This is a genomic window from Croceicoccus sp., from assembly GCF_983967925.1.
Genome location: NZ_CFETID010000018.1, coordinates 45,454 through 71,810, shown reverse-complemented (window position 1 = coordinate 71,810; position 26,357 = coordinate 45,454). Strand labels below are relative to the sequence as shown.

Sequence of the window (26,357 nt, the reverse complement as noted above, 5' to 3'; positions counted from 1 at the left end):
TCTCCCCTGCGCGGTTCGGATCTCTATTCGGCGCTTGCAGGCGGCGGCGGCGCCTTAAGCGAGACATATTTGATCGGATGATTGTCCAGCGCCTTGGGATGCCAGCCTTCGATCAGCGTGCTTTTCAGATAGGTGCGCGTGTACCAATAGATTGGAATGATCGGCATGTCCTCCATCAGCACCTGCTCCGCTTCTTGCAGGATGGCCATACGCTGTTCGTCCGTCTGCGCGGTGCGCGCGCGGCCGATCAGCGTGTCGTAGCGCTGGTTGGACCAGCCGGTGTCATTGTTTCCGTTGCCGGTGGTGAAGATATCGAGGAACGTGTTCGGATAGGCATAATCGGCGATCCATCCGGCGCGCACCAGATCATAGTCCAGGTTACTCTGGCTATCGAGATAGACCTTCCATTCCTGGTTATAGATGCCGATGTTGACGTCCAGTTCCTTGCGCCACATCGCCTGCAGCGCCTCGGCGATCTTGCGATGCGCCTCGCTGGTGTTGATCAGGATCTCGACATCCGGAAAACCCCGTCCGCCCGGATAGCCCGCCTCTGCCAAAAGCCGGCGCGCCAGTTCGGGCTGAAACTCCGCCGCGTCCGATGTTTCATAGCCCTTGAGGCCCGGCGGCACGAAACCGGTCGCCGGGATCTGGCCGCCCTTGGTGACCTTGTCGACCAGCAGCTTCTTGTCGATCGAATAGGCGAGTGCCTTGCGCACCCGCACATCGTCGAACGGCTTTCGCGTCACGTTGATGCGATAGAAATAGACGCCCATGTAGGGCTCGATCTTCATTTCCTGCGGCATTTTCTCAAGGAAGATCGGGATCTTGTCGGGGGTGACCGTATTCGTCAGATGCAGCCGCCCGCCGCGGAACATCGTCTCCTCGGTGGTGACATTCTCGACCGGATAGAAGTTCACGCCGTTCAGCTTGACGCGGTCACGGTCCCAATAGGTCGGGCTCTTTCGGACCTTGATGATCTGGTTGGTCACCCAGTCGTCGAGCACGAAAGGACCATTGCCGACATAGTTTTCCAGCGTCGACCATGAGCTCTGTCGATCGGTCATTCCGCCATGCGCCTCAACGACGCGCGGGTTCACCGGGTACCAGCTGTAATGCTTCAGCATGTTGAGGAAGAACGGTGCCGGCCCTTCCAGCGTAACCTGCAAGGTCTTGTCGTCGAGCGCCTTGACCCCGACGGTCGAAAAATCCGTCGTCCGCCCCTGGTGAAAGTCCTCCGCCCCCTTCAGGATATAGAGCATCTCGGCATATTCCGCGCCAAGGGACGGGGTGAGCATCCGTTCCCAGCTATAGACGAAATCGCTCGCCCGCACCGGATCGCCGTTCGACCATTGCGCATCGCGCAGGTGGAACGTCCATTGCGAAAAATCCTCGTTGCTTTCCCAGCGTTCCGCCATGCCCGGTTCGGGCTGCAGATCGTCGGTAGGGTGATAGGCGATAAGCCCTTCCAGCAAAGAGGAGATGATCTTGTTCTCGGGCACGCCGGTGACGAGATGCGGATCCAGCCCCTTCGGTTCGCTGCCATTGCCCCATAACAGGATGCCATTGCGAGCGGCCTCGTCCGAGTAGCGCTCTCCCGATCCGCAGGCCGCCAGCAGGCCCGCGGAGAAGATCAGCGTCAATATGGCAAAGGCCCGCCGGATCGGGCTCCAGGGTTCGGACGATGTCAGGGTCGCGGCGGCACGTGGATCGTTCATGACGAAACGATGGCAGAGCGAACATTGCCGTGCAATGACTCAGCCATGCGGCAAACCGGTTTCAGTTGAAATAATGGTGGGCAGGTCGGTTTCCGATGAACCCCGCCCACGCGATCCAGCCGCCTGGGCCGGTGTTTTCAGCAAGCTGCCGTGCGATGCATGTTCTTGCGGAACATGATTGGATCTTCCTTCAGCTCCATGGGCTCATCGCTCAAGACCATGTTGCGATGTGCCAGATGAATGAGCCTGTCGAAGACCGCCGGATATAGGCCCTGCTCAAAGCGTATGCCTGCCTCCATCCCCTTGCGCAGCCAGACGACACGCCCTTCGATCGGGCCGACGGTTCCGAATTGCAGATAGATGACGTCGCCGCGCTGCAGGCTGACCGGGATACATTCGACCGCGCAGCCTTCGCTGGTCAAGTTCCGCACGATCGAGATCCGCGCGAGACTGCCTGGCGTCCGCAGGCGGCACTGCGCCACGAATTCATGCCGTTCGAGCAACCGGTACTGGTCATTCTTGTTGTTCGACATATACGGACCTTCTGCTTCTGCACCGGTCGGCGTCCTTCGCCATGACGAAGGAACGCCGACCGGGCCTCTGCCCCCAATGATTGAATACAAGGTCGCCCGGCCCCCGTCGGACGACTGCCCTCGTATTGTGCGATTAGCCGGATTGCTGCAATTGCGGTAACCTTGTTCGTTAATCGGTGTTCGCCCCCTGTATCGGGACGGCACAGCCTGAAAGAGCGGCAAATGATGAACGCAGCTAGCTGTGTCGGGAACTGGCCGGTCTTGGGAACTGGCCGGTTTCGGGAACTGCTCTCTCGCCTTGCCGTTTCTTGCCGCGACGGGGATGCAAAGGCGAGGATGAATGATGGAAACGATCAATCCCCTGACATGGATCGTGATAGCGGCCGTAGTGATCGGCGTATTGCTGATCTGGTATTTCATCGCACGCAGCCGGACCAACCGGCTTCGCTCCCGCTTTGGCGACGAGTACGACCGCACGGTCGCCGCGACTGGCAGCACTGGCCGCGCGGAACATGATCTTGAGGATCGTCAGCGCCGGGTCGCCGCGTTCGACATCCGCCCGCTCTCTGCCGAGGAACACGACCGGTTCTCGTCCGAATGGGTCGAGGTGAAGAGCCTGTTCGTGAACAGCCCGGCCGAAGCGGTGTTGCATGCCGACCGCACGATCGGTTCGCTGATGAAGGCGCGGGGCTTTCCGGTCGCCGATTTCGATCAGCGCCATGCCGACCTGACAGTCGACCATCCTGAGGTGGCGCGCCATTACCGCGAAGGCCATGACATCGCCGCACGCCAGTCGCGTGACCCAAGCGGAGAGGCTGTCGCGACGGAGGACCTTCGGCAGGCCATGGTGCATTACGAAGCGCTGTTCGACGATCTGGTGAACGATGTTGCCCAGCCCGCCAGCCGCCCCGTATCGACGGGACCGATCGGCAACGTCACCGCGAACCCGCGCTGATCTTCAATATCCGGTGTATCGGCCGGGGCGGTGAAAGGCGATCAGGACCGCGCTCATCGAAATGACGCTGAGCACCGACCATGCGGCCAGTTCGGGGGGGCGCGTCGTGATCGCCGCGAGGATGATTATTCCGTCCAGCGCAAAGGTAAGCCAGCCGACGCTCCAGCCTTTCCGGCGATTGAGCCAGACCGACACGATGGTCACACCGCCCACGCCCGAACGGTGACGCAACATCGCCATGACCCCTGCCCCGGCAGCCGTGCCGCCTGCAACCGCCGCAAAGGCCGGATGGACCGACTGGATGTCGAGCGAGATGCGCGTCAGGGCCGCCATCACCGATACGGCGGCAACTGCGCATACCGTCTTGAAGAAAAAGCTTCGCCCCATCGCACTCCACGCAAGCACGAGGAACGGGACGTTCAGGCACCAGAACCAGAAGTCGACCGGCATGCCGATCAGATAGCTGAACAGCAGCGCGACACCGCCCATTCCGGCGGTCACGATTCCGCTGGCCTTCATGATGACCAGCCCCAGCGCCATCAGCAGCGCACCGCTCAACAGGCCATAGGCATCTTCGGCCAGCGAATGGGGCCTTGGCTCGGGAAATTCGGGTTCTATCGGACCGCTGGGTTCTGGCGCGGGGGTGCTCGTCATGGCTGCATCCTTCCTCTGCGCGCCCGCTAGAGCAGCATGGCTGCGATCACAAGCCGTGCGAAGCGCACCAAAAGACGTTAGGCAGACCCGATGAACAAATGGCAATTCTGGATTGATCGCGGCGGAACCTTCACTGATGTGGTTGCGATTTCCCCCGGCGGGAAGCTCACACGCACAAAGCTTTTGTCGGAGGATCCTTCACGCCAAGAGGATGCGGCGATCCATGCGATCCGCACCATAACCGATACGCCGGACGGCGCCCTGCCCCCGTGCGAATTGCGCATCGGCACGACGGTCGCGACCAACGTCTTGCTGGAGCGCAAGGGTGCGCGCGTGATGCTGGCCATTACCGAGGGGTTCGAGGATGCGCTGCGGATCGGATCGCAGGAACGGCCCGAACTGTTCGCGCGGCATATCGTCTTGCCCGAGCCGATCTACGACCGCGTTGCCCCCATCCGCGAGCGTGTTCTTGCCGATGGCACGGTCGAACGCGCGCTTGACGAAACGCATGCAAGAAAGGTGTTCGAGCAGGCGCGGCAGGATGGCGTGAGCGCCGTCGCCATATGCCTCATGCACGGCTATCGCCATCAGAATCACGAACAGGCGCTGGCGCGGATCGCGCGCGAGATCGGCTTTGCGCAGGTGTCGGTCAGTCACGAGCTTGCCCCGCTGATCAAGCTGGTGTCGCGCGGCGATACGACCGTGCTGGATGCCTATGTCTCGCCCCCGCTGAATGACTATACGTCGCAGGTCGCGCAAGGCTTGGGCGAAGCGGGTGACGCGCTGTTCATGCAGTCGAACGGCGGCCTGACGACCCGCGAACTGTTTCACGGCAAGGATGCGATCCTGTCGGGCCCCGCCGGCGGGATCGTGGGGATGGCGGCGACCGCCGAGGAAGCCGGTTTTCCCGCCGTGGTCGGTTTCGACATGGGCGGCACGTCGACCGATGTGTCCTGGTATGCCGGCCAGTACGAACGCGACAGTGAAACGCGGCTAGAGGGCGTTCGCATAGCGGCACCGATGATGCGCATCCACACCGTCGCATCGGGCGGAGGATCGATCTGCCGTTACGAGGCTGGCCGATTCCACGTCGGGCCGGAATCGGCGGGGGCCTATCCCGGTCCTGCCTGTTATCGCAATGGCGGGCCGCTGACGGTCACCGACTGCAATCTCGCCTTGGGTAAGTTGCAGCCAGCGCATTTTCCCGCCGTGTTCGGTCCGGATGGCGACCTTCCGCCCGACCGCACTGTCGTCATGTCCCTGCTGTCCGAAATCTGCGACCGGATCGAGGCCGAAACCGGACGCAGGCTTTCCGAGATGGAAGCGGCCGAAGGCTTCATCGCCATCGCGGTGCAGGACATGGCGCAGGCCATCAAGGCGATCTCGATCAGGAGGGGCCATGATATCGCGGGCGCGGCGCTGGCCGCGTTCGGCGGCGCGGGCGGGCAGCACGCTTGTCTCGTCGCCGAAGCGCTGGGGCTGGACGTGGTGCAATGCCATCCGCTGGCCAGCGTGCTGTCGGCCTATGGCATGGGGCTCGCAGACCGGAGGGCAATGCGCGAGGCGACACTGGCCATGGAATTGAACGCGGCGAACGAGCCCGACATCTCGGGTGAACTGGATGCGCTGGCCAGTGCCGCTTCGCAGGAACTGGTGCGGCAGGGCGTCGACAAGGACGCGATCGACCTTTCGCTAAGCCTGCAATTGCGCCCGGCGGGAACCGAGAACACGATCGAGATCGAGCATGCCTCTATGCAGCGCATGGCCAGCCTGTTTCAAAGCCGCTGGCGCGAACGCTTCGGGTTCGAACCCGAAGGCGCCGTCATGGTCGCCTCTGCTCGCGCAGAGGCCGTCTTCCGCTCGCCCGAACGCAGCGGCCCTCCCCTGCCCTTGCCCGACAAGTCGGCCCCTGCTGCCGACCGCGTCTCGTCCCATCTCAAGGGGGAGGACTGCGACATTCCCCTTTTCCGCCGATCGGACCTGGCTGCCGGGTTCGAAGGCGATGGCCCTGCCCTCGTGGTCGACGACGTTTCGACGATCGTCGTAGAACCGGGCTGGCGCATCAATGTGGACGCCGCCGGAAACCTCTTGCTTAAGCGAACGGCAGACAAGGCAGACGCCAGCCTGGCGACGGACCGCGATCCGGTGCGCACCGCCATCATGGCATCGTTGTTCATGGGCATCGCCGAGGAAATGGGCGCCGCCCTGCAATCCAGCGCGAGTTCGGTGAATATCCGCGAAAGGCTCGATTTCTCCTGCGCGATCTTCGACCGTGACGGCAATCTCATCGCCAATGCGCCGCATATGCCCGTCCATCTGGGGTCCATGGGCGAAAGCGTACGGACGATTGCGCGGAGGCGGCGGGATGACGGACGCGGCATTCGCAAGGGCGATGCCTTCGCCCTTAACGCGCCCTATGACGGCGGAACGCATCTGCCCGACATCACCGTCGTCCTGCCCGTTTTCGCCGATGGCGATGACGCGGAACCTGCATGGTGGGCCGCCGCACGCGGCCATCACGCCGACATCGGCGGAACCGCGCCGGGTTCGATGCCCGCCGGCAGCGTCAGTGTCGAGGACGAAGGCATATTGTTCGATAATGTCCTGCTTGTCGACGAGGGCCGCTTTCTCGAGGCGGACATCCGCGGCCTGCTGGCGTCCGGCGATCATCCCGCGCGCGATCCGGATCGCAATATCGCCGATCTCAAGGCCCAGCTGGCGGCCTGCATAAAGGGAGCGTGCGAGCTGAACCGGCTGGCGGGCGCGCAATCGCGGGCCGTTGTCGATGCCTATATGGGCCATGTCATGGCGCAGGCGGAAGAAGCCGTCCGCGCCCTGATGGGGCGGCTGAACGACGGCAGCTTTGCCTATGGGATGGACGACGGATCGGTCATCCGCCTGTCCGTAACCATCGACCGCGATAACGGCGAAGCCCTGTTCGACTTTACCGGAACGAGCGAGCAGCATCCCGGCAATTTCAATGCGCCGCTGCCGATCGTGAACGCTGCGGTTCTCTATGCCATACGCACGATGATCGACGGCGACGTGCCCATGAACGAAGGCTGCCTCGCGCCTATCCGCCTGATCGTGCCTGAAGGTTCGATGCTCAATCCCAAGGCACCGGGTGCCGTCGTCGCAGGGAATGTCGAGACGAGCCAAGTCGTGACCGACACGATCTTCGGGGCACTGGGCACGATGTCGGCCGCGCAAGGGACGATGAACAATCTGACCTTCGGCAATGCGCGTTATCAATATTACGAAACGATCGCGGGCGGATCGGGCGCCGGTCCCGCAGGCGACGCAGAAGGCTTCGACGGCGCGGACGCGGTGCAGACCCACATGACCAATTCGCGCCTGACCGATCCCGAAATACTCGAATCCCGCTTTCCGGTCGTCCTTGAAGAATTCGCGATCCGCAAGGGTTCGGCCGGCGCAGGCCGGTGGCATGGCGGCAACGGCGTGATCCGCCGCTTGCGCTTTCTTGAAAGCATGGAGGTCGGCATCCTTTCCAACCGCCGCCGCGTTCCGCCCTTCGGCCTGTCGGGCGGCAAGGCCGGAAAGACCGGGCGGAACATCGTGGTTCGTACCGATGGCACGCGCGAAGAGCTGTCCGCCTGCGCAAACGTTTCGGTCGAAGCGGGCGATGCCATCGAGATCCGGACACCCGGCGGTGGCGGGTACGGAAAGCCTGCCGACGAATAAAGCGGGAACGCCCGTCGCCGCACCGCATTGGGTGACTGGGTTTGCCATTATGCCTCTACATGTGGCAGCAACGGACGGGCATGCAGGAACAAGCAATAGTCATCGCACTCGTCGGAGTGCTCGGTATCGGTGCGCAATGGATAGCCTGGAGGACAGGTTGGCCTGCGATCGTCCTGATGTTGATCGCCGGTTTCCTTGCCGGACCCATTCTTGGGATCATCGATCCGCATCACGCATTTGGCGAGCTGTTAGAACCGATGATATCTATCGGGGTCGCCCTCATTCTATTTGAGGGCGGCCTGAGCCTTGATTTCCGCGAATTGCGACGCACGGGAAGCGCGGTCTGGCGGCTGGTGGTCTTCGGAGTCCCTGTCGGATGGGTCGCCGGCTCGCTGGCCTGCTATTATATTGCGGGGCTGGTGTGGCCGGTCGCCATTCTGTTCGCGGGCATTCTGGTCGTCACTGGCCCGACGGTGGTGCTGCCGCTGCTCCGCCAGTCGAGCGTTGCGCAAAGGCCCGCCGCGATCCTCAAATGGGAAGCGATCGTCAACGACCCGTTCGGCGCGATGTGCGCCGTTCTGGCTTACGAATATTTCCGTGCATCGGCCGCAGGCGCGACATTGTTCGACGTGGTGCCCGCACTCGTTTTCGCCACGCTTGCCGCGGCAGTGCTGGGTTACGTCGCGGCCTGGGCGATTGCGTGGAGCTTCCCGCGCGGGCTGGTGCCCGAATATCTGAAAGCGCCGGTTTTGCTGGTCGTCGTGGTCGGGCTGTTCGTGATTTCGAACCTGATCCAGCAGGAAACAGGGCTTGTTGCGGTTACGCTGATGGGCGTGGCGCTGGCGAATATGAATGTCGACTCGCTTAGGGATATTCATCCGTTCAAGCAGAACATCGCCGTCATACTCGTGTCCGGTATCTTTATCCTGCTGTCGGCGCAGCTGGATTATGAAACTTTGCGGCTGCTGGAATGGCAGTTCACGCTGTTCCTTCTGGCGATCCTGTTTCTGGTGCGCCCGGCCACCGTCCTTATCAGCCTGGCATTCTCGAAAATCCCGTGGAACGAGCGGATTTTTCTTGCCTGGATCGCACCGCGCGGCATCGTGGCGGTCGCGATCTCCGGCCTGTTCGCCTTGCGCCTTTCGGATCTGGGCTATGCCGACGGGACGATCCTGATCAGTCTCTCCTTTGCCGTCTGCGTGGCGACCATCGTCGCGCATGGCTTTACCATGGCGCCCGTTGCGCGCTGGCTGGGCGTTACGGGTTCGACTACGCCCGGCCTGCTGCTGGTTGGCGCTACGCCATGGTCGATCGCCCTGGCCAAGGAACTGGACGAACTCGATGTTCCCGTAACCTTGGCGGACACCAGCTGGTGGCGGTTGTCGCGGGCGCGGCAGCAGGGGCTGGACACCTATCACGGCGAAATTCTTGCCGAGGCGACGGAGCATTCGCTCGACCTCAGCCATTATCAGGTCCTTGTCGCCGCGACCGAGAACGAGGCCTATAACGCCCTCGTCTGCAATGAATTCGCTCCTGAAATCGGCCGCGACGCCGTCTATCAGCTTGGCGAGGCAGGGCATCCTGACGATCCACGCTCGCTCCCGCCCTCGATCCGCGGGCGCTCGCTATTCGAGTCCGGCGTCGACATGGAAGAAATGCATCAGCGCCAGGCGCAGGGATGGGAATTTCGCAAGACCCGCCTGTCTGAGCAGTTCGGCGTAGACAAGGCGCGCGAAGCGTTGCCCGACAAGGCCGATTTCGTGCTCGTACTGCTCAAGAGCGGCCAGCTGCGGTTCTTCACCCACGCATCGCGGCCGATCCCCGGTCCGGGCGACATCATCATATCCTATTCGCCGCCGGAAGACCCGGTCACCGAAAAGGTTCATGCCAAGCGTGAGAAGCGAGCGAAGGCGCAGGCGAAGTCCGGCCAGTCGAGCGAAGGAGACACCGCACTGGCAAAGACCGGCGACGAAGAAAAAGGGCCTGAGGGGCCCTCAGGCGAGGAGGCAAAACCCGCATGAGAGGATTGCATACACACAGAAACCGAATTTGCACCGCAATGGGCGCAGCATTGCTGCTGTCCGCGCTGACCGGCTGTGAAAGGCGCGAAGACACCACCCTCCCCATCGAGGAGGAGCCGGCCGCCGAAGGTCAGGAGCCATTGCCGGAAGAAGTGCAGGAAGACCTGTCGACCAACTCGATCCTGCGCGCCGACATGGACGTCCGGCCGATTGCAGAACCGCCCCTCGAACCGCTTGATGTCATAGTCCCCTTCGGCGACAGCGGCAGCGACCTGAATCCCGATGCCGCCGCCATGATCGAAGAGATCGTCGAGAGCGAGCAGTTCCGCAAGGGCGGTGCCATCGTCCTGCGCGGTCATACGGATTCGAGCGGTCGGGATGAAGTCAACCTTCGCGCATCGCGCCGAAGGGCCGAGGCAGTCGCCGAACATCTGGTTGAGGCGGGCGCGAGCGAAGACAGGATTACCATCATCGCCATGGGCGAACAGAACCCGATTGCCCCCAATGCAAGGCCGGATGGTGAACCCGACGAAGAGGGACGAGCGAAGAACCGGCGCGTCGCTGTAACCGTCATGCCCCCGCCCGAGGAAGAGGATGTTCCCGCAATCGACGATCAGGGCGTTCCGGCAACCGAACTTCCCGATCCTGCCACCGACTGATCCCTCGTTCCGGCACAAGGGATAAAAGCGCGATCAGCATCCCCGAACCGACGGGTTCGACGGCGGCGTTAAGCAGCGAACTATTAACTATCCTATGCTATCGGGGGTTCGATGCGCGCGCATACCCCTCGCCTCCGGATCGAGCCGCGAACACTTCGCCGCCTGCTCCAGGTCCTCTTGTCGCTTGTTGCGGCACTCGTGGTGCTGTTCGCGCTGGATATCCCGAAACTCATCGACGAAGTGCCGCGCCTTATCGTTTCGCGCACCATGCAAAAGCCTGTGTCGGGCGAAATCGTCATCGTTACCACCGAACGCGAAGCGGGGCGGAACGACACGATCGCCGAGCGATATGCCCAGGTTATCCCATCGCTGGACGCCATGCGCCCCGAACGGATCGTTATCGAAGGACGTTTCAACGAAACAGATACGGGAATCGATAATCTGGGTAGAGCGATTGCGGCTGCACAATCAACCGTCATCGTTGCATGGCCTGCCACCGCCGGTACCGTGTCTTCCGAGGATCCACTTAGTGTATCGCGAACCGCCGTGCTGCCCGTCGATGGCGAAGCGGTCGACGCGAACATAACGTCGATTACCGGGTTCGTATTCGACGCGGACTACCGCTTCACAACCGGAGGGGAGAGCTTTCCAAAGCTTGGCGCCGCCCTTGCAGGAGCAAGCGATGCGACCGGCGGAACGTATCCGATCGATTTCAGAATCTCTCCGCAAGCGATACCTATCATCGCCTTTGAAGATTTTGAAAGCGGATTGGTGCCCGATGCCGCTATTGCGGGAAAACGGATCCTGATCACCGCGCCCGCCAGCGGAACCGCCAATTTGGTGAACACGCCGCTCAGCAAGTCTATGCCCAGTGCCATAGTGGGCGCGCTCGCAGCGGAAACGCTCATTTCCGAAAGTCTCAAGCCGGTAGGATGGTTCGTTCCTTTTCTCGTATTTGGGATCGCCCTATTTTCGGTTGCGTTGCTTCCAAGGATTGTCCGGCGATGCGGCTACGCCGGTCTTGTCGTCATTTCACTTTCTGCGCCATTTATCGCCGCCCAGTTCGACCTGCTCTTGCTTATGGGCATGGTTTACACACTGCTCTCAATCTATGGGGCAATTCGCATTCGCGACAATTGGCGGGAACGCGCGGCAGGCGTCGATACGGTGTCGGGTTTGCCCAATTTCAATGCATTACAGGATGACTTCGGAAAATCGCGCGGGCGCCTCGTGGTCGCACGTGTCGAAAATTTCGAAGAGATTTTGGCAAGCCTCGAACCGTCGCTCCATCGCAATTTCATCCGGCAAATATCGGACCGCTTGTCAATTGGTACGGACGTTCAGGTCTATACCGACAACACCGGACATTTTGCCTGGTTCGATGAACTGGAGCACGCGAGGAGTCATATTACCGGTCTGCTAGCGCTGGCCAGCGCTCCGGTAAGAGTCGAGGAGCGCACGCTCGATTTCTCCTGCTCCTTCGGAATACTCGACAACGACATTCCCAAGCCGCGACAGGCGATCAGTGCGACCATCGTTGCGGCTGAGGTGGCTTCGCGGCGCCCCAGCAAGCTTGCATTGGTGAGCGAACAAGGCGGATCGGATACGGATTGGCAGCTATCGCTCCATTCGTCGCTCGATCATGCCATCGCGCATCAGCATATCTATCTGCTGTTCCAGCCCCAATGCCTGCTTGAAAGCGGTCACGTTGTCGGTGCGGAGGCGCTCGTCCGCTGGAAGCATCCGCAACGCGGCGAAATAAGCCCGACCGAATTCATTCCTTTCATCGAAAAGGCCGGTCGGCTCAAGCCGCTGACCGCCCATACGCTGAGGTTGGCCGCGCGGTCGGCCAATGTGGCATTGAACGCCGGCGCGCGCATCTCGGTCAACGTCTCCGCTACGCTTCTTGCCGAACACGATTTCGTGTCATTGGTCTGTGACAATATTGCAGCCGGCGGTGGACGGCCCGAGGCCATTACCATCGAGATAACCGAAACGGCGAAGATCGATGATTTCCGCACCGCTGCACGCAATTTGGAACGACTACAGGAACGCGGCTTCCACATCTCGCTCGACGATTTCGGAACGGGAGAGGCCAATCTGTCCCTCCTCGTCGGGCTGCCCTGCGACGAGATCAAGATCGATCGCAGCTTCGTCGCTCTTGCACAACATAACGAGCGCGCGCGTATCGTCATTCGTGCCCTGAACGACACCGCTCGCAAGGCGGGCATGCGGCTTGTCGCCGAGGGGATCGAAACGACGGACGAGCAGGATCTGCTTGTTTCGCTGGGCTGTGTGATCGGCCAGGGGTTCTTCTATGGGCGGCCGATGCGCATTTCGGAACTGCTCACGATGCTAAACGTGGAAGATTATAACGAACCTAGAAAATTAACTCTTTATTAACCCTCATTTTAAGGTTAACAAGAGGGCCTCAGTAACTGGAGGCCTAAACATGCGTAATCGTAAACCGACCGCGACCCGCGGACTGATCAACTGGCTGTGGGGCCTTACGACCGAGCGTTAATCGGTCAGGCTTTGTAGATCGGACCCCGCCCGATTTGGGCGGGGTTTTTCGTTGGTTCGCTCATAAAAGCCGCGGTCTTCCGCCACTTCGCGTAAGAGGCGCATTTAAATAATTTTGAATGCTCGCCTACCGATCACATTGGGGTTGCAGGTCACATTGCAATGTGACACATCGCCCTAATGAACAGCACAGCAACCAGTTCGACTCTCGGTCAGATCATGGAATTGGTCGATTCGGGCCGCATGACGAAAAGCGCGATTGCTCGCGCGGCCGGGCTTCACGCCAATAGCCTGCGCGATTGCGGAGAGCCGCAATGGAACCCTACGGCTGAAACCCTGTCGAAACTCGATCAGTTCCTTCGCGCCAACAGCGACCGCAATGTCATCGCCACGCCCGAGGAAATCATCGACGAAGCCCGCAATGGCCGGATGTTCATCCTGGTCGATGACGAAGACCGCGAGAACGAAGGCGATCTGGTCATCCCGGCCCAGATGGCCACACCCTCCGCCATCAACTTCATGGCTTCGCACGGACGCGGCCTGATTTGTTTGGCCCTTGCAAAGCAGCGCGTCGAGCAACTAGGCCTCGAGCTGATGAGCCGCAACAACCGGACTCGCCACGAAACGGCTTTCACGACCTCGATCGAAGCGCGCGAGGGTGTCACCACCGGCATCAGCGCGGCGGATCGCGCACGCACGATCAGCGTCGCAATCGATGCATCCAAGAGCCGCGACGACATCGTCACGCCGGGGCATGTGTTTCCGCTTATCGCGCGGGACGGAGGCGTGCTAACCCGCGCCGGACACACCGAAGCGGCTGTCGATATTTCCCGGCTTGCCGGACTCAACCCCTCGGGCGTGATATGCGAAATCATGAACGAGGACGGTTCGATGTCGCGGATGGACGACCTTCTGCGCTTCGCGCGTCTCCACGATCTGAAAATCGGTACGATCCGCGACCTGATCGCCTATCGCCGACATCACGATCGCCATGTCCGAATGGTGTCGGAAAGCCGGTTCAAGACCGAAGGCGGTGCCGAATGGAAGGCTATGGCCTTTCGCAACGAGCCGACAGGGGACGAGATGCTCGCCCTCGTCCACGGCAGGATCAATCCTGAAGAGCCAGTGCTCGTGCGCATGCATACGCTCGACATGTTCTCGGACGTGTTCGGAGAGGACGGTTTCCGAAACGGGCTGTTCCAAAAAGCGATGCGGGAAATCGAAAAGACCGGTGCCGGCGTCATTGTGGCTATCAGCAAGCTCAAAGGCGGTGCGGTTAGCAGAATGCTGGACTTTCGCGAAGGTCGCGGCGGCAGCGACATGGACGAATTGCGTGACTATGGCGTCGGGGCGCAGATCCTGGCGGAACTGGGTGTGCATGAGATGATCTTGCTGACGACCTCGCATCATTCGCTCATCGCGCTTGAGGGATATGGCCTGTCGATCGTCGAGGAACGGTTTCTGACGCGCGAGCCATCTTCCGCGACTGCCGACGCCTGAGCCCCAAACTTTTCAAATTCTGCGGAGAAATTTCTTGGCCCGTTTCCTGATCGTGGAAGCACGCTTCTACTCGCATCTCAACGACATGCTAATCGCCGGCGCTCGCGATGAACTAGAGGAAAAGGGGCATGAGGTAGAGGTCGTCACGGTCCCCGGCGCACTGGAAATACCCGCGGCGATCGCGCTGGCGGCGGAGAGCGGTCAATACGAAGGCTATGTCGGCATCGGCGTAGTGATACGCGGCGAAACCTATCATTTCGAGATTGTCGCGGGCGAAAGTGCACGCGGGATCATGGCCCTGACAATGGACGGTATCGCCATCGGCAACGGTATCCTTACCGTGGAGAACGAGGAGCAGGCCCTCGTTCGTGCCGACCCGGCCCAGAAGAACAAGGGCGGTGAAGCGGCAAAGGCGGCGCTGTCCCTGCTTGAACTGTCCGGACGATTTGCCGCCTGACGCCTAGAACGATACCCGGTCTTCCGGGGCGAGATAGAGCGCATCGTTCGGCTGGACATCGAACGCCCTGTACCAAGCGTCAACATTGCGCACCGTCGCGACCCGAAGACGTGGTGCCATCCAATCTCCGCCCTGCGACATCCGGCGGGCATATTGGGCGTCCGCCTTGGTGGCCCATAGTTGCGCGAAAGCGATGTAGAAGCGCTGGTCGCCGGTGAAGCCCTCTATCACCCGCGGTTCACGCCCATCGAGAGAAGCCCGATAGGCGTCATAGGCGGCGACCAAACCGGCGAGTTGGGCATCGTATTGCCCCGCCATCACCTCGTCCTTTTCCGCTGGATTGCCCCCCAGTTCGCCGAGTTGCCGGGCCAGACGGTCGCTGCGGCCGGTCATTATTTCACCGTCGGCAGGGGTCAGCCATCCGCTCACAATGTTTCGACTATCGATCAGCCCGCCCACCGAACCGATCGCCCGGCTGATCTCGCGTCCGATGATGGTGCCAATCGAACCGTAATTGGCCGCCGCATCCGCCTCGGGATCGTAGAACGGCGGTTGCAGCAGGGCAGCGGGAATGATCAGCGCATTTTCGAGCGGCAGATATTGGGCCTCCGTCTGATGCGCGCCGACCCGCCAGCGCAGGTCCGATCTTGCACGGGTCAGCGCTGCCAGCTCTTGCGCATAGGCTGCACGCTCGGCCGCAATCGTCATCGCATAGGCGTTGTCGCCGACGGCTCGCAGCTTCGATATTTCTCCGTGGCGCTCCGGATAGCCGACCGCAATCGTCATCGCGTCAAGCTTCCTGACGCCCTCGCTCCGCGCATCCTCGCCCAGTTCGCCATCGCTCTCGATCCTCGCTATCGATGCGGAACGAATGCGCTCGGCAATGATCTCGACATCGCGCTTCTCCTCGTCCGAGAAATAGCGTTCCGCATAAAGGCGGCTGATGGTTTGGGGGAAGAGAGCGCCGATCCGGTCGACAACCCGCCGTTCGAGCGATTGGCTCCGCGACGGAACGTTGAACCGACGCTCGTAAAAGCCGGCATGCGCACTGCCGAATCTGTCGGGCAGAACCTCTGCATGGCTGGAGAGCCGATGAAAAACGAGCCAGTCGCGCCATGCACCGACAGGTTCGGAGGCGACGAGCCCGGAAAGCGCCCGTATGGCATCGGGTCTGAACAGGGCGAAACGCTCTGCCTCATCCAGTCCTGCCGCGACCAGCAGGCGCTGCCAGTCGATGCCCGGCGCGTTTTCGGCCAGATCCTGCCTGCTCCATATCGTCGCAGCGGCCAGCCGGTCCTGTTCGGCCAGCCCTTCCCCCGTCGCCTCTGCAATCGCGCTTTCCAGTGCCAGCACGCCATCCGCACGCGAAGTTGCACCATCTAGACCGGCAAGCGACAGAATACGGGCGACATAGTCCCGATAGGCCGCCCTATTGCCGCGCGCTGCCGCCGTATCGGCCAGGTAATCGGATCGATCGGGCAGACCGAGCCCGCCGGTCATCAGCCATGGAACGGTGCGCCCATCATCGGGCGCGGGCCTTGCCGCTATGGCGAAAAGATTTGGCGTGCCGCGTGATGCATCCGCCATCGGATCGACATCGGCCCGCAAGGTTCCACCGATGACTTCGGACAGCATGCCCACGTCATCCACCGACTGAAAGCGCCGGATGTCGCCCAAAGCCGGGCCGATGCCCTGCCGGTTGATCGAGGCGCGGTCGACGAAACTGCGGTAATAGTCGCGCACGATCGCTTCGGGCGATCCGTCGTCCTGCGGTCTGCCGGCGATATCCTCGACAATGGTCGTCAGCCGCCTTTCCAGTTCGGCCGAAGCGCGCGACTGGCGCGTGACGATGTCGGACCCTTCCGGTATCTCGACCGCGCTGAGCCAGTTTCCGTTCGCATAGCGATAGAAATCATTGCCCGGATCGATCGATGTGTCGATGTCGGCGGTGCTGATGCCGATGCCCGTTCCCTGGAACGGCGAAACCGCCTGATCTTCCGCGCCGGAGCAGCCGAGGACCGTCAACACCGCGAGCATGCCCAGCAGCACCCGCAATCTGCGGAGTGACAGCGAAATCAATGCGATAGGGTGATAGGACACAAACGGCTCTGGCAATGAACCGCACCAAAGGGCGTGCGGACTATGTGGCGAAAAAATGGCACATGTCTTCTAGGGAACAGAACCGCCGCGTGCAAATCGTTCCGGCGCCTGCCGGTGTCGGGGTGACAATTCCTTGAAACGGAATGGCCACCCCGATGTGGAGGTTTAGCTTTAGGACAGGCGACCGAACGCACCGTTCCCGGCATAAAGCGCGCTGGCGCCCAGCTCTTCCTCGATACGGATCAGCTGGTTGTATTTCGCCAGACGGTCGGAACGAGCCAGCGACCCGGTCTTGATCTGTCCGCAATTGGTCGCAACCGCCAGATCCGCGATGGTGGAATCCTCGGTCTCACCCGAACGATGGCTCATGACCGCGGTATAGCCTGCACGGTTCGCCATGCTGACGGCTTCCAGCGTTTCGGTCAGCGTGCCGATCTGGTTGACCTTGACCAGCAGCGAGTTGGCGAGGCCCTGCTCGATCCCCATCGCAAGACGGCGCGGGTTCGTCACGAACAGATCGTCACCGACCAGCTGGACCTTGCCGCCGACCTTGTCGGTCAGGGCCTTCCATCCAGCGAAATCGTCCTCGGCCATGCCGTCCTCGATCGAACGGATCGGATAGGCGGCACAAAGATCGGCCAGATAGTCGGCCATTTCCTCGCCGGTGAGCGAGATCCCCTCACCCGCAATGTCGTAACGGCCGTCGGCAAAGAACTCGGTGCTCGCGCAGTCGAGCGCGATCGCGACGTCGTCGCCCGGCTTGAAACCGGCCTTCTCGATCGACCCCATGATGAAATCGAGCGCGTCACGCGTCGATGCGAGGTTCGGGGCAAAGCCGCCTTCGTCGCCCACGGCCGTGGAAAGCCCCTTGTCCGAGAGGCCCTTTTTCAGCGTGTGGAAAATTTCCGCGCCCCAGCGCACGGCCTCGGCAATCGATTCGGCGCCGATGGGCATGACCATGAATTCCTGGAAATCGATCGGATTATCGGCATGTTCTCCGCCATTGATGATGTTCATCATCGGCACGGGCAGCATGTGCGCCGAAACGCCGCCGACATAGGAATAGAGCGGCAGCCCACGCGCCGCCGCCGCGGCCCTTGCGGTCGCCAGCGAAACGCCCAGCATCGCATTGGCGCCCAGACGCGACTTGTTCTCGGTCCCGTCCAGCTCGATCATCGCGTAATCGATATCGCGCTGATCCTCGGCATCCAGGCCGAGAAGCATGTCGGAAATCTCGGTATTACAAGCGTCCACGGCTTTCAGCACGCCTTTGCCGAGATAGCGCGACTTGTCGCCGTCACGCAGTTCGACGGCTTCATGCGCGCCCGTCGATGCGCCCGAGGGGACGGCGGCGCGCCCCATCGATCCGTCTTCCAGCAGGACATCCACCTCGACGGTCGGATTGCCGCGGCTGTCGAGAATTTCGCGTGCGTGGATATCGATGATCGCGGTCATGAAGCTTGCCTCTCTGAATGGACGGTCCTGCAGGACGGAAAGTAGGGGTTTTCGAAAATTGCGTCGTCGTGGTTCGGGTGTTTCGTGATATGGTCGCCGATTAGTTGGCGGAACAATGGCTGGCAACAGTCGTTATTGCATCAGCGAATGAAGGGCGCTCGACATGTGCGTCTCTTCCGCCGCAAGGTCCGGTCCATTGGCTGGACAGGACCGGGCGGCACGACAGAACCGCCAGGTTTTCGAGTACGTCGGACTCCTGACCACGCAATCAATCCGGCCTTCCGCCAAGGGCCGAAAGGAATGAGAGATGCAAACCATGGTCGACTCAACTACTCCTTCCCAGACGACTCCCGCCGCCGGCCTCGGTGCCACGGATCACAAGGCCGAAGCGAAGAGCCGCTTTTCCAAGGCTTTGGACGAAGCAAAGGCCGGTGTGGCCGAATTGAAGGCCGAAGCGCTGGAAAAGTCGGACAGCTACAAGAATCGTGCCGGCGAAAAGGGTGAGCAGCTGAAAGGCGATGCCGCCGTCTATGGCGATCAGGCCAAGGCGAAGGCGTATGAGCTTGCCAATGACGGTAAGTCGAAGGCCAGCGAAGGTCTTGTCGCACTGTCGCGCCTGATTACCGATAACGCGCCTACTCTCGATGAGAAGCTTGGCGTCAAATACGGCGATTATGCCCGTACGGCTGCCGGCAGCCTTGAGAAGAATGCTGCTTCGCTCGACGAGAAATCGCTGGAGCAGCTCGGCGAGGATGCACGGGAATTCGTGCGCAAGAGCCCCGGAACGGCTGTCGCGATCGCGGCCGGTGCAGGTTATCTGCTTGCCCGGATGTTCCGCAGCAAGTGATCGAAATCTGTTAAGAGGGGGCGGCGTCAGCGGATGCCGCCCCCTCCTCCCTGTGGAATCCATGTCCACGGCCATGACATCAATAAGAGGCGCGGTTTTCCAGTCCGGAGACCACGTGACAGGGGAAATGCTTCATGTCGGAAACTGCCGACGATATCGCAGCCGAACGCTCACTTGTTGAGGATGTTCGCGCTCTGGTCGACGATGGCAAGCTGCTGGCCGAAGCAGAGATCGATTTTCACAAGAAACGCGCCCTCTACGCCGCCGGAGCCGCCAAGGGCATCGGCGCCCGCTTCGCCGCCGCCGCGGTCTTCGGCTTCTTTGCATTGATGGCGCTCGTGGTGGGGCTTGTCCTCGCTCTGGGCCAGATCATTACCTATTGGGGCTCCACGGCCCTCGTCACGGCCGTGCTTGGCATCATCGCAATTGTCCTTGCCAAAAGCGGACAATCGCGGCTGGAGCGTACGAAGCGCGTCATTTCGGACAAGGAAGGCTGATCCCATGGGCGAACAAGATGTTCTTGAAGCCAAGCGCCTGCGTCATGCGGCGCGCCAGGTCTTCGACACGCAGCGCGAAATGGTTCGCGCGGATCTCGACGCTGCTGGAGTCGGCAAGCGCGTTACGACCAAGCTTGTCACCGAAGGCAAGACCATTGCCGAAGAGGCGGCGGACGTCGCCAGCAGCCATCGCGCACTCGTGACGATCGGCGCACTTGGCCTGACGGGCTGGTTCCTGCGCGGTCCCATCGGCGCCTTTGCTGCCAGTCTGCTTGGGCTTTCGGGCGACGAGGACGAGTATAACGACGGTGACGATCACTACGAAGATGCCGCATATCGTGGAAAACACGCCGAATACGCAGAAGATCGCCGGATCTGAGGGTAAAGCGGAACCGTATTCCGCGCGGGCCATTAGTTCTGCAAAGGCAACTCATATTAAGGACCTCCGCTCGTGATTGACACAACCACTGCTCCGCAACCCGACGAAAAGCCGCAGGCCGTCGTTCCGCCCGCCAATGATCTGTCGGCTCCGCAGGATCCGACGCTTGCCGAGAAACTGTCCGCTGCGCAGGCACGCATTGCCGAACGCACCGCCCCGGCCCGCGCTAAGGCGGCCGAGCAATCCAAGGCCGCCGCGGATAGCGCCAAGGAATTCGTCAAGGATCATCCGTTCGTGGCAATCGGCGGCGCCGTCGCCATCGGTGCGCTGATCGCGCTGGCACTGCCCGGAAGGCCGGGACGCAAGGTTCGCGGTTCGGTCATGACCGCGGGCGGTTTGCTGGCGGAACTGGCATCGACCTACGGCCACCAGATCCTCGAACTGGCAGAGAATGCAGCAGAAGAATCGCGCGAGAAGCTGGGCGAACTGGGCGATACGGTTGCCGACGCCAGCAGCAATCTGGCGCATGGCCTGGCCGAACGCGGCGAAGGCACGATGCTCTCTGCGCGCCATCTGGGCGACAAGGCTGCCCTTGCTGCTCGCCACGCTGGCGAGGACGCAGGATTCAAGACCCGTTCGATGATGTCGCGGATCCGCCGCTGATCGAACACGCAGAAAATTGGGTCTTTGGATAGACCCGCCGATACGCTACTAGCCGCCCTGTCCTGCCCGACGGGGCGGCTTTTCATTTACAAGCGGAGTGTTTGATGTCGCAGAAACTGCATCTGGTGATGGGCGGTCGCGTGAAAGATCCGCGTGGTCATGAGTTCGAGGACCTCAAGGCGCTCGATATCGTGGGCGTGTTTCCCGATTTCTCCTCGGCCGAAAACGCGTGGCGCAGCAAGGCGCAGCAGACCGTCGACGATGCCGAGATGAAATATGTGGTGGTCCACCTCCACCGCCTGCTCGAACCCGATCTCAACGACTGATCCCGGATCGGCAATGGGGCGGAGCAGGCATGGCCCTCCGCCCCATTATTTCAGATGAATTCGATCTTCTGTATCACGTAGAAGCGCTCGCCCGACGGGACGGTCACTTCGATCTCGTCATCGACCTTCTTGCCGATCAGCGCCCGGCCGAGCGGGCTTGAATAGCTGATGCGACCGGATTTGGCATCTGCCTCGGTCGGCCCAACGATCTGATAGCGGACCGGCTTGTCGTCCTCGTCCAGCAGGGTGACGGTGGCGCCAAAAATGACCTTGTCGCCCGAAAGCGTCGCCGGATCGATGATCTGCGCGCGGCTGACCTTGTCCTCAAGATCGGCAATCGACGCTTCCACCTGCCCCTGACGTTCCTTCGCCGCGTGATATTCCGCGTTTTCCGACAGATCGCCATGCGCGCGCGCTTCCTCGATCGCGTCGACGATACGGGGACGCTCTTCACGCAGCAGCTTCAGTTCGGCAGTCAGCTTCTCATAGCCTTCCGCCAGCATCGGTACCTTTTCGACACTCGCCATTCTAATTCATTTCCTCCTGGTCCCTCTCCAGCGAAACAGGTTCCTGCCACCGCCGCGAACAGCAGCGGTGGAAATCGGAACCGACGTTGCAGGGAGGAACGTTAGCGGTCAGCTATAATAGGCCTGAAGAGAGCGCACTTCAAGCTTGCCACCGCGTTGCGCGGCGATTGCCTGCGCGGCAACGATAGCCCCCGCCGCCGTCGTATAGATCGGGACCTTCTCGACCAGCGCGGCCTGGCGGATGGACTTCGAGTCCTTCAGGCTCTGCCAACCTTCGGTCGTGTTGAAGATCAGGCTGACCTTACCGTCGATGATCGCATCGACGATGTGCGGGCGGCCTTCGGCCACCTTGTTGACCGCTTCGACCGCAACGTCGTTTTCCGCAAGGAACCGCTGCGTGCCGCCGGTGGCAATCACCGTAAAGCCATTTTCGGCCAGCTGCTTCACCGCGGGCAGGATGATCTGCTTGTCGCTGTCCTTGACCGACACGAAAAGCACGCCGCTTTCGGGCATCATCGCGCCTGCGCCAAGCTGGCTCTTGATGAAGGCGCCGGTGAAGTCCGGGTCGATGCCCATGACTTCGCCCGTCGATTTCATCTCGGGCGAAAGCGCCGGATCGGTGCCGGGGAACTTGTTGAACGGGAAAACGGCTTCCTTGACCGCGAAATAGTCGATGTCGCGCTTGATCGGCGGCATGTCGCCCAGCATTTCGCCAGCCATGACCCGCGCCGCCATTTTCGCGATGGGCTGGCCGATTGCCTTGGCGACGAAGGGCACGGTACGGCTGGCGCGGGGATTGACCTCGATCAAGTAGACCTTGCCGTCCTTGACCGCGAACTGGATGTTCATCAGGCCTACGACCTTCAGGGCGCGCGCCAACGCATCGGCCTGGCGTTCCATGTCCTCGATAATGTCGGCGGGAAGGCTGTAGGGCGGGATCGTGCAGGCACTGTCGCCCGAATGGACGCCGGCTTCCTCGATATGTTGCATGACGCCCGCGACCACCACATCGGTGCCATCGCAAAGCGCGTCGACATCGCATTCGACCGCATCGCGCAGATACTGGTCGATCAGCACCGGAGAGTCGCCCGATACGCGAACGGCGGTCTCCATGTACTCGTCAAGCTGCGCTTCGCTGTCCACGATCTCCATCGCGCGGCCGCCCAGCACATAGGACGGGCGGATCAGCACGGGATAGCCGATCTTGGCCGCGATGCCCCGCGCCTCATCTTGGCTGCGCGCGATGCCATTGGCGGGCTGCAGCAGGTTGAGCTTGTTGACCAACTGCGCAAATCGTTCGCGGTCTTCGGCGAGGTCGATCGCGTCGGGGCTGGTGCCGAGGATCGGAATGCCCGCATCCTCCAGCGCCTGCGCAAGCTTGAGCGGAGTCTGGCCGCCAAACTGGACGATGACACCGTGCAGCGTTCCGCGCGATTTCTCGACGTCGAGAATTTCCAGAACGTCCTCGGCGGTCAGCGGTTCGAAATACAACCGGTCGGAGGTGTCGTAATCGGTCGACACGGTTTCCGGATTGCAGTTGATCATGATCGTTTCATAGCCCGCCTCGTCCAGCGCGAAGCAGGCGTGGCAGCAGCAATAGTCGAATTCTATGCCCTGCCCGATCCGGTTCGGACCGCCGCCAAGAATTACGACCTTCTTGCGGTCTGAAGGGTCGGCCTCGTTCTCGGCTTCTCCGAACAGGGGGTTTTCGTAGGTCGAGTACATGTAGGGCGTGATCGCCTCGAACTCGGCGGCGCAGCTGTCGATGCGCTTGAACACGGGGCGCACGCCCAGCTTGTGGCGCAATGCGCGGATTTCCTCTTCCGAGGTGCCGCCTGCCATGGCCTTCAGCGTATCGTGAAGCAGGCCCGAACGCTTGGCCTGCGTTTCGCCCATGCCGCCCGCGACACCGACCGAGCGGACGGCCAGCGTGGCCAGCCGCTTGTCGGAAAAGCCCATGGCCTTCAGGCGGCGCAGACCCTCGGTGGTGCGCGGCACGCCATTGGCGATGATGTCGGCCTCCTCGGCAATGATCTGCTCGATATGCCGCAGGAACCAGGGGTCGTACTGGGTAATCCCGTGGATTTCGTCGAGCGTCAGGCCCTCGCGGAAGGCCTGCGCCACGATCAGCAAACGCTCAGGCGTGCGTTCGGCAAGCCTGGCGGTGATCTGGTCACGGCTGGCGCCTTCCAGCTCCTCGATCCGGTTGAACCCGTCGAGCCCGGTTTCGAGGCCGCGCAGCGCCTTTTGCAGCGATTCCTTCATGTTGCGGCCAATGGCCATGACTTCGCCCACCGACTTCATCGCGGTGGCCAGCTTGTTCTCGGCGCCCTTGAATTTTTCGAAGGCAAAGCGCGGGATCTTGGTGACGATATAATCGATCGTCGGCTCGAAGCTGGCGGGCGTCGCGCCGGTGATCTCGTTCGTGATCTCGTCTAGCGTGTAGCCGACGGCCAGCTTTGCCGCGACGCGCGCGATGGGAAAGCCGGTAGCCTTCGACGCCAGCGCGGAGGAGCGCGAGACGCGGGGGTTCATCTCGATCACGATCAGGCGGCCATCCTTGGGATTGACTGCGAACTGTACGTTCGAACCGCCTGTTTCCACACCGATTTCGCGCAGCACCTCGATGCTGGCGGTGCGCATAATCTGGTATTCCTTGTCGGTCAGCGTCAGCGCCGGCGCCACGGTGATAGAATCGCCCGTGTGCACACCCATCGGATCGACATTCTCGATCGAGCAGATGATGATGCAATTGTCCTTGCGGTCGCGGACGACCTCCATCTCGTACTCTTTCCAGCCGAGCAGCGATTCCTCGACGAGCACCTCGGTGGTCGGGCTGGCGTCGAGGCCTTCGCGAACGATCCGCTCGAACTCCGCCTTGTTATAGGCGATGCCGCCGCCGGTGCCGCCCAGCGTGAAGGAAGGGCGGATGATGGCGGGAAGGCCGGTGTGATCCAGCACCTTGATCGCTTCGTCGAGCGTGTTGGCGACACCGCTGCGCGCCGATTCCAGCCCGATCTTGTCCATCGCCTTGCGGAACCGCTGGCGGTTTTCGGCCTTGTCGATGGCATCGGCGTCCGCGCCGATCATCTTGACGCCGTATTTGTCGAGAATACCGTTCTCGAAGAGCTTGAGCGCGGTGTTCAGCGCGGTCTGCCCGCCCATGGTGGGCAGCAGCGCATCTGGCCGCTCCTTTGCGATCACGCGCTCGACGAAGTCCGGGGTGATCGGCTCGACATAGGTGGCGTCGGCCATTTCCGGATCGGTCATGATCGTGGCGGGGTTCGAGTTCACCAGGATGACCCGGTACCCCTCTTCCTTCAGCGCCTTGACCGCCTGTGTGCCCGAATAATCGAACTCGCACGCCTGCCCGATGATGATCGGACCCGCGCCAATGATGAGGATGGAGGAGATGTCAGTGCGTTTGGGCATTATTGTTCTCGCCTAACGAATATCAAGGATGCAGCAGGATGAGCGTTATCAGCGAAGCGCACCCACGAACTTCTCGAACAGATAGAAACTGTCCTGCGGGCCCGGTGAAGCCTCGGGGTGATACTGCACCCCGAACGCCTTCTTGCCGGTGATAGCGATGCCGCAATTGGTGCCGTCGAACAGTGATTTGTGCGTCTCGATCACGCCTTCGGGCAGGGTCTCGCCGTCGACCGCGAAGCCGTGGTTCATCGAGGTAATCTCGACCAGTCCCTCGGTCTCGCCCCAGTTGCCGCCGACGCGCTGTACCGGATGGTTGGCGCCGCGGTGGCCCTGGAACATCTTGGCGGTCTTGGCACCCGCCGCCAGCGCCAGCATCTGGTGGCCAAGGCAGATGCCGAACAGCGGCACATCCGCATCCAGCAGCGCCCTGATCACCGGCACCGCGTACACGCCCGTCGCCGCCGGATCGCCGGGGCCGTTCGACAGGAACACGCCATCGGGCTTCAGGCCCTTGATCTCTTCAAAGCCGGTTTCAGCAGGGACGACGGTAACCTTGGCCCCTGCCCTCACCAGATTGCGGAAGATATTGTCTTTCGCGCCGTAGTCGATGGCGACGACATGCGGACGGCCTTCATCGGAGGGCGCGCCATAGCCCTCGCCCAGCACCCAGTGGCCGCCAGTCCAGCCTTCGCTGATTTCACGGCTGACGCCCTTGGCGAGGTCCAGACCTTCCAGACCGCTCCACGCGGCGGCCTTGGCGACCAGCGCGTCGATGTCGAAGTTACCATCCGGATCATGCGCGATGACCACGTTCGGCGCGCCCTGGATGCGGATGCGGCGGGTCAGCGCGCGGGTGTCGAGGCCCGCGATGCCGATCTTGCCCATACGCTCCATCCATGCCGGGAAGTCGCCCATGGCGCGGAAGTTGGAGGGATCGGTCACATCCTCGCGCACCACGCAGCCCAGTGCCGAATCGACCTTGCCTTCGACATCCTCGTCATTGGTGCCGACATTGCCGATATGCGGGAAGGTGAAGCAGACCACCTGCCCGGCATAGGACGGATCGGTCATCACTTCCTGATAGCCGGTCATCGCGGTGTTGAAGCAAAGCTCTCCCACCGCGTCGCCCGTGGCGCCGAAACCCTTGCCATATGCGACGTGGCCATCGGCAAAAACGAGAACGGCGGTAGCCCCCTGGGGGATAGGCGCGCGTGAAGATGCGGGGTCGGCCATGAGGCGCTCCGTTAGCTAGGGGTCCGGCGATATGTGCTAAGTCCCGTCCGCTAGAGATGGGAGCGCAGACCGTCAAGCGGGGTTTCCGCATAAATCGGGATTACCGACCCCAAGTTGGGTTTGCATCACCCGCGATCCGCCCTATCTGCCGGGGCACATCGACATCATCCTATCGAACG

At 61.7% G+C, this 26,357-nt stretch carries 20 protein-coding genes; 12 read left to right on the top strand and 8 right to left on the bottom strand.

Going from position 1 to position 26,357, the window contains the following annotated elements; genetic code table 11:
- Positions 1–23: 23 nt before the first annotated feature.
- Complete coding sequence (locus AC4FIJ_RS11370; RefSeq protein ID WP_490336841.1) at positions 24–1,715, bottom strand: peptide ABC transporter substrate-binding protein; 1,692 nt, start codon at positions 1,713–1,715, stop codon at positions 24–26.
- A 137-nt stretch (positions 1,716–1,852) separates the two neighbouring features.
- Positions 1,853–2,137: a hypothetical protein gene (locus AC4FIJ_RS11365; protein ID WP_490336840.1), complete on the bottom strand. Its 285-nt coding sequence runs from the start codon at positions 2,135–2,137 to the stop codon at positions 1,853–1,855.
- Between the two features lie 451 nt (positions 2,138–2,588).
- Between AC4FIJ_RS11365 and AC4FIJ_RS11360 the strand changes: the two genes are divergently transcribed.
- Positions 2,589–3,203: a hypothetical protein gene (locus tag AC4FIJ_RS11360; RefSeq protein ID WP_490336839.1), complete on the top strand. Its 615-nt coding sequence runs from the start codon at positions 2,589–2,591 to the stop codon at positions 3,201–3,203.
- 3 nt (positions 3,204–3,206) lie between these two features.
- Here AC4FIJ_RS11360 and AC4FIJ_RS11355 read toward each other — a convergent pair whose 3' ends face one another.
- Positions 3,207–3,857 (bottom strand): YitT family protein, encoded by a 651-nt coding sequence (locus tag AC4FIJ_RS11355; RefSeq protein WP_490336838.1) that lies wholly within the window; start codon positions 3,855–3,857, stop codon positions 3,207–3,209.
- 90 nt (positions 3,858–3,947) lie between these two features.
- Here AC4FIJ_RS11355 and AC4FIJ_RS11350 point away from each other — a divergent pair, with 90 nt between their 5' ends.
- The 6 genes from AC4FIJ_RS11350 (at position 3,948) to ribH (ending at position 14,719) form a co-directional block, all read left to right on the top strand.
- Complete coding sequence (locus tag AC4FIJ_RS11350) at positions 3,948–7,559, top strand: hydantoinase B/oxoprolinase family protein (RefSeq protein ID WP_490336837.1); 3,612 nt, start codon at positions 3,948–3,950, stop codon at positions 7,557–7,559.
- 80 nt (positions 7,560–7,639) lie between these two features.
- Positions 7,640–9,580 carry a cation:proton antiporter gene (locus tag AC4FIJ_RS11345; RefSeq protein WP_490336836.1) on the top strand — a complete coding sequence of 647 codons (1,941 nt, stop codon included), beginning with the start codon at positions 7,640–7,642 and terminating at the stop codon, positions 9,578–9,580.
- 38 nt (positions 9,581–9,618) lie between these two features.
- Positions 9,619–10,239, top strand: coding sequence for an OmpA family protein (locus AC4FIJ_RS11340; protein WP_490336835.1), 621 nt, complete (start codon positions 9,619–9,621; stop codon positions 10,237–10,239).
- A 111-nt stretch (positions 10,240–10,350) separates the two neighbouring features.
- The gene (locus AC4FIJ_RS11335) at positions 10,351–12,642 is read left to right on the top strand and encodes an EAL domain-containing protein (RefSeq protein ID WP_490336834.1); all 2,292 of its coding nucleotides are present in this window, start codon (positions 10,351–10,353) and stop codon (positions 12,640–12,642) included.
- Positions 12,643–12,942: 300 nt separating this feature from the next.
- Positions 12,943–14,262 (top strand): 3,4-dihydroxy-2-butanone-4-phosphate synthase, encoded by a 1,320-nt coding sequence (gene ribB / locus AC4FIJ_RS11330; RefSeq protein ID WP_490336833.1) that lies wholly within the window; start codon positions 12,943–12,945, stop codon positions 14,260–14,262.
- Positions 14,263–14,296: 34 nt separating this feature from the next.
- Positions 14,297–14,719 carry a 6,7-dimethyl-8-ribityllumazine synthase gene (gene ribH / locus AC4FIJ_RS11325; RefSeq protein WP_490336832.1) on the top strand — a complete coding sequence of 141 codons (423 nt, stop codon included), beginning with the start codon at positions 14,297–14,299 and terminating at the stop codon, positions 14,717–14,719.
- Between the two features lie 3 nt (positions 14,720–14,722).
- On the opposite strand, the gene AC4FIJ_RS11320 is transcribed toward ribH, so the two are convergent.
- Entirely contained in the window at positions 14,723–16,819 is a 2,097-nt protein-coding gene (locus tag AC4FIJ_RS11320) for a M13-type metalloendopeptidase (RefSeq protein ID WP_490336831.1), read from the bottom strand.
- A 171-nt stretch (positions 16,820–16,990) separates the two neighbouring features.
- Positions 16,991–18,274 carry a phosphopyruvate hydratase gene (gene eno, locus AC4FIJ_RS11315; protein WP_490336830.1) on the bottom strand — a complete coding sequence of 428 codons (1,284 nt, stop codon included), beginning with the start codon at positions 18,272–18,274 and terminating at the stop codon, positions 16,991–16,993.
- A gap of 307 nt (positions 18,275–18,581) precedes the next feature.
- Here eno and AC4FIJ_RS11310 point away from each other — a divergent pair, with 307 nt between their 5' ends.
- The 5 genes from AC4FIJ_RS11310 (at position 18,582) to AC4FIJ_RS11290 (ending at position 20,986) form a co-directional block, all read left to right on the top strand.
- The gene (locus AC4FIJ_RS11310; protein WP_490336829.1) at positions 18,582–19,121 is read left to right on the top strand and encodes a hypothetical protein; all 540 of its coding nucleotides are present in this window, start codon (positions 18,582–18,584) and stop codon (positions 19,119–19,121) included.
- 134 nt (positions 19,122–19,255) lie between these two features.
- Positions 19,256–19,618: a phage holin family protein gene (locus tag AC4FIJ_RS11305; RefSeq protein WP_490336828.1), complete on the top strand. Its 363-nt coding sequence runs from the start codon at positions 19,256–19,258 to the stop codon at positions 19,616–19,618.
- A 4-nt stretch (positions 19,619–19,622) separates the two neighbouring features.
- Positions 19,623–19,997: a hypothetical protein gene (locus tag AC4FIJ_RS11300; protein WP_490336827.1), complete on the top strand. Its 375-nt coding sequence runs from the start codon at positions 19,623–19,625 to the stop codon at positions 19,995–19,997.
- 72 nt (positions 19,998–20,069) lie between these two features.
- On the top strand, positions 20,070–20,660 hold the full coding sequence (locus tag AC4FIJ_RS11295) for a hypothetical protein (protein ID WP_490336826.1): 591 nt from the start codon (positions 20,070–20,072) through the stop codon (positions 20,658–20,660).
- 104 nt (positions 20,661–20,764) lie between these two features.
- Complete coding sequence (locus tag AC4FIJ_RS11290; protein ID WP_490336825.1) at positions 20,765–20,986, top strand: DUF4170 domain-containing protein; 222 nt, start codon at positions 20,765–20,767, stop codon at positions 20,984–20,986.
- Positions 20,987–21,036: 50 nt separating this feature from the next.
- Here the strand turns inward: AC4FIJ_RS11290 and greA are convergent, their stop codons facing one another.
- The 3 genes from greA to carA all read right to left on the bottom strand — a co-directional run bounded on the left by greA (position 21,037) and on the right by carA (position 26,178).
- On the bottom strand, positions 21,037–21,513 hold the full coding sequence (greA, locus tag AC4FIJ_RS11285) for a transcription elongation factor GreA (protein WP_490336824.1): 477 nt from the start codon (positions 21,511–21,513) through the stop codon (positions 21,037–21,039).
- Between the two features lie 108 nt (positions 21,514–21,621).
- A complete protein-coding gene (gene carB / locus AC4FIJ_RS11280; protein WP_490336823.1) occupies positions 21,622–24,945 on the bottom strand; it encodes a carbamoyl-phosphate synthase large subunit in 3,324 nt (1,107 codons plus the stop codon).
- Positions 24,946–24,993: 48 nt separating this feature from the next.
- Positions 24,994–26,178, bottom strand: coding sequence for a glutamine-hydrolyzing carbamoyl-phosphate synthase small subunit (gene carA, locus AC4FIJ_RS11275; RefSeq protein ID WP_490336822.1), 1,185 nt, complete (start codon positions 26,176–26,178; stop codon positions 24,994–24,996).
- Positions 26,179–26,357: the final 179 nt, after the last annotated feature.